The sequence below is a fragment of the Azospirillum sp. B506 genome (assembly GCF_000333595.1).
GTDB lineage: Bacteria > Pseudomonadota > Alphaproteobacteria > Azospirillales > Azospirillaceae > Azospirillum.
The window spans coordinates 1-3,481 of the sequence record NZ_BADK01000254.1; the positions used below are offsets into that span (position 1 = coordinate 1).

Sequence of the window (3,481 nt, forward strand, 5' to 3'; positions counted from 1 at the left end):
TTCATCCCCGGAAGCAATACTTGGCATGGGTTCGAGAAACGTTCGATCAATGGCGTTCGGAAATCGATCATCGTCAATTATGTCGGCCCCGAATGGCGGGCCCGGCAAGAATTGTGTTTCCCTGACAAACCTGTTGCATAAAACTTCCGTCGTGATTAAGTGACGCCGGTTTTGGGGGGCAAAGCCATCGTCGGCACGCTCTTTGGGAGTTCCGTACCCATGTCCATGCTTGATCTGGACAAGTTCCGTGCCACCCCTCTGCAGCACGATCCCTATGATTTCCTGTGCGTTCCGGGTTTTGTGAAGCGGGAGTATCTCGAAGAGCTGCACCGCGACTATCCCAAGGTGGACAAGCCCGGCTCGATCCCGCTGGGCGTTTTCCCCCAAGGGCCGAGCTTCGACCGGATGATCGCCGAACTGAAGGGGCCGGAGGTCTGCAAGGCCTTCTCCGACAAGTTCGGGATCGACCTGTCGAAATACCCGACCATGTTCACGGCACGCGGCATGTGCCGGCCGACCGACGGCAAGATCCATCCGGATTCGGCCAGCAAGGTCATCACCGTGCTGATCTACATGAACCCGCCCTGGGAGGCGACCGGCGGCCGCCTGCGCATCCTGCGCTCCCAGAACCTGGAGGATTACGCCGCCGAGGTCCCGCCGGAGGAAGGCACCCTGATGTGCTTCCGCCGCAGCGACACGTCCTGGCACGGCCACTATCCCTTCGAAGGCCAGCGCCGTGCGATCCAGATGAACTGGGTCAAGGGTAGCGTCTATATCTGGCATGAACAGTTGCGTCACCGCATCGGCGCCTGGGCCAAGGGCGTCTTCGGCGGCCAGTCGGCCGGCTATTGAGGCAGGGGCCGAAGGGCAACGGCGCCCTTCGGTCGGCAGCCCCTCAGTCGATCAGATCCTCGACCTCGCGGATGCGGCCGCTGTCGATCATGAACTGGACCAGCTCCGGACGTTGCCTGCCCAGCGTCCGGTGACGCTGGCGTACGGCGGCGATCAGGTCGCCGTTGCGGCCGAGAATGTCATCGGCAAACTCGATCATGCGCAGGTTGGGCCAGGTCTGGGCCCGGATGGCGACCACCGCCCCCACCGCGTCGGCCGCCGGACGTTCGGGACGCGCCTGGGCCAGGATCATGGTCAGCGCGGCGGTGGAGCGTGACACGCCGGCATGGCAGTGGACCAGCAGATGGCGGCAACCCACCGGCTCTGCCAGCAGGTCGCGGCCGAAGGCCAGGATGCGCTCCACATCCGACCGTTCCGGCGCGATCTGGCCTCGGGTCGGCTCGATGACGTCGTGGAAGCGCAGTTCCAGCCGTTCATGCTCGCCATACTCGCCGAATTCGCTCGGCTCCGTCATCTCGGGGTCGAGGATGGACAGCACATGGCTGACCTTGCCGCCGCCGAAATTGCAAAGCTCGCTGAGACCGCAGACAGTCAGGCCGAAAGGCACGAAATCGCTGGCCATCATTCTCTCGTTCGATTGCGGAGGAGGAAGACAGGGGGCTGGGAAGCCGCATTTGGCACCCGCCGCCCCGCCGCCGTCAACCCGGCAACCGTTCGTACACGAGATCATCACATGCGGTGCCGGACAATCGGCGCCAACGCTCCTCCCCGCCCGTCACTCCTCCCCGGCGGACTCCTCCTCCGGACCGGCGGCTTCGCCAGCCGGCGTCGGGCGCGGACGGGGGGCGCGCAGCTTCTTCAGCAACAGCGAGAAGGGCTTCAGCGCGGTGTCCATGATGCTCTGGTTGCCCTCCAGCCGCGATAGCAGGAAAGCGGCAGCCTCCAGGGTGGAGACGCTGTCGCGCCGCGGCTCCTTGCGCGCCTGCCCGTAAAGGGAGCGGAACTGTGGATTCAGCACGATACGATGGCATTTCAGCAGCCAGGCATTGCGCCACCACAGGGTCTTGGCCTGGCTCCAGGTGCCGTCCAGGACGATCACCCCCTCCAGGTCGCCAAGAATCCCGGCGCTGTCGCGCAGCGGCTGGCCGTTCTTGTCGACCACCCCCACCTCCGGCCGGGGAGCACCGCCATCCTTCACCGGACCGAGATACAGCACGCCCCAGCGCCTGGGATCGACCTCGCGCCCCAGGATACGCTTCAGACCCGGCCAGCTCAGCCCGACCTTCACCATCGAATTGGTGAACTGCAGATGGGCGATCTGGGCAGTGCCCAGATTCTCCCTCTTCTCCTGCGGATGCTGCAGGATCAGCAGGAACACGCGGTTGTCGATCGGCTGCACTGCCTCGCAAATGCACAGATGGTTGGGTTTTAGGCAGTTCGGGCAAAGGTCGGGAGCGGGGGCGCTGTGCATGGGAGGTACGCATTCCTTGAAGGGGATTGGCCGCGAATATGGGTTGGAACGGCGCGGAAGGGAACACATCTCACACAAGACGGCGGCAATGCCCGATCGATGGGCGATGTCCGCCACGGCGTGTACGACAGATCCCCGCAGAGTCCCCCCGGATTCCTTCGTGTCATACCGGTTCATGTGGGTTCAAGTGGCTTCGTATAAACCGTTTGTAGAGACTTAGTCGTGTGTGATGGAACTCGTGTGACGCGCTTAACAGCTGGCCTGGAACTTGCGTAGTTAATATCCAGGCAAACAGGACGACGGGTGGGCCAGGACCGGCCTTGTCAGGCTGATCCACGGTGCCATCCGGCGCTCAGAAGGAGACCTGCCATGCTGCCCGCCCACCTTGCCGACCGCCTGCTGAAGCAGCGCCGTGATGCCGACAGCGCGGAATTCGCCCGCCAGCTGCCGCTTTACGCACCGATGGGTGCGCCAATGGATGCGGATGACCCGCGCTGGATGACCGAGCCGGACGGGTCGGAACAGCCCGGCCGCCGTGAGCCGGATTGGGCGACCAACTACTGACCGGCATTCAGCGCGCCCCAGCCGGCGCGATGGCCGGTTTGCGGTGATCCGACAAACGACCCTGTCGATTGTCGGACATCGGCCGCAGGGTCATCGATTGGTGCGCCATCGTTGGTACGCCATCGGCTGCCGGGCCGGCTGCCGGGCCGGCTGCCGGGCCATCCATAGTCCCGAGTCGCCTTCCGCGGCCTGACCAGGGCCGCTTCGATCCTCATTCCCCACGTCGCGCCACCTCTCCCCGTCCCAGGCGAGGGTCCAGTGGCCCGGGCGGCCACCCCGGCATCGTTCCAGCGTGACCGACCAGCGTGGCATTCCCAGCCCCGGCAGCCCTCCGGCCGAATGTGGAGCCTCGTCATCCTCCTCATCCAGGCTGGAGACGGCGTCCAGGCGCCAGCGGGTCACCGCGGCGCTGACCCCTTCCCCTCGTTTGGCGCGTCCGCCCGATGCACCGGCGCTCAGATCCAGCAGGAAGCCGGTCACCCCAGTCGATTCGGCCGCGAGCTGGAGCCGCCGGCTGGCAGTAAGGTCCACCCCCTCCAGTTCGCCCAACACCGCCGACAGGGCGGAGCAGCGCAGTGCCTCCTCCATCGCCCA

Annotated in this window: 5 protein-coding genes and 1 pseudogene; 3 read left to right on the forward strand and 3 right to left on the reverse strand. The window is 65.2% G+C overall.

What is annotated here, in order from left to right:
* Positions 1-141 (forward strand): annotated as a pseudogene (locus tag I71_RS39590) (2OG-Fe(II) oxygenase); the annotation flags it as partial.
* 78 nt (positions 142-219) lie between these two features.
* Positions 220-852: a 2OG-Fe(II) oxygenase gene (locus I71_RS07865; RefSeq protein WP_049975978.1), complete on the forward strand. Its 633-nt coding sequence runs from the start codon at positions 220-222 to the stop codon at positions 850-852.
* A gap of 43 nt (positions 853-895) precedes the next feature.
* Here I71_RS07865 and I71_RS07870 read toward each other — a convergent pair whose 3' ends face one another.
* Entirely contained in the window at positions 896-1,477 is a 582-nt protein-coding gene (locus I71_RS07870; RefSeq protein WP_244433703.1) for a tyrosine phosphatase family protein, read from the reverse strand.
* Between the two features lie 150 nt (positions 1,478-1,627).
* On the reverse strand, positions 1,628-2,323 hold the full coding sequence (locus I71_RS07875) for a tRNA-uridine aminocarboxypropyltransferase (RefSeq protein ID WP_042693564.1): 696 nt from the start codon (positions 2,321-2,323) through the stop codon (positions 1,628-1,630).
* Between the two features lie 369 nt (positions 2,324-2,692).
* On the opposite strand from I71_RS07875, the gene I71_RS07880 reads away from it, so the two are divergent.
* A complete protein-coding gene (locus tag I71_RS07880) occupies positions 2,693-2,887 on the forward strand; it encodes a hypothetical protein (protein ID WP_042693566.1) in 195 nt (64 codons plus the stop codon).
* A gap of 90 nt (positions 2,888-2,977) precedes the next feature.
* Here the strand turns inward: I71_RS07880 and I71_RS07885 are convergent.
* On the reverse strand, positions 2,978-3,481 hold a 504-nt coding region (locus I71_RS07885; protein ID WP_375731180.1), incomplete at its 5' end, for an ImuA family protein.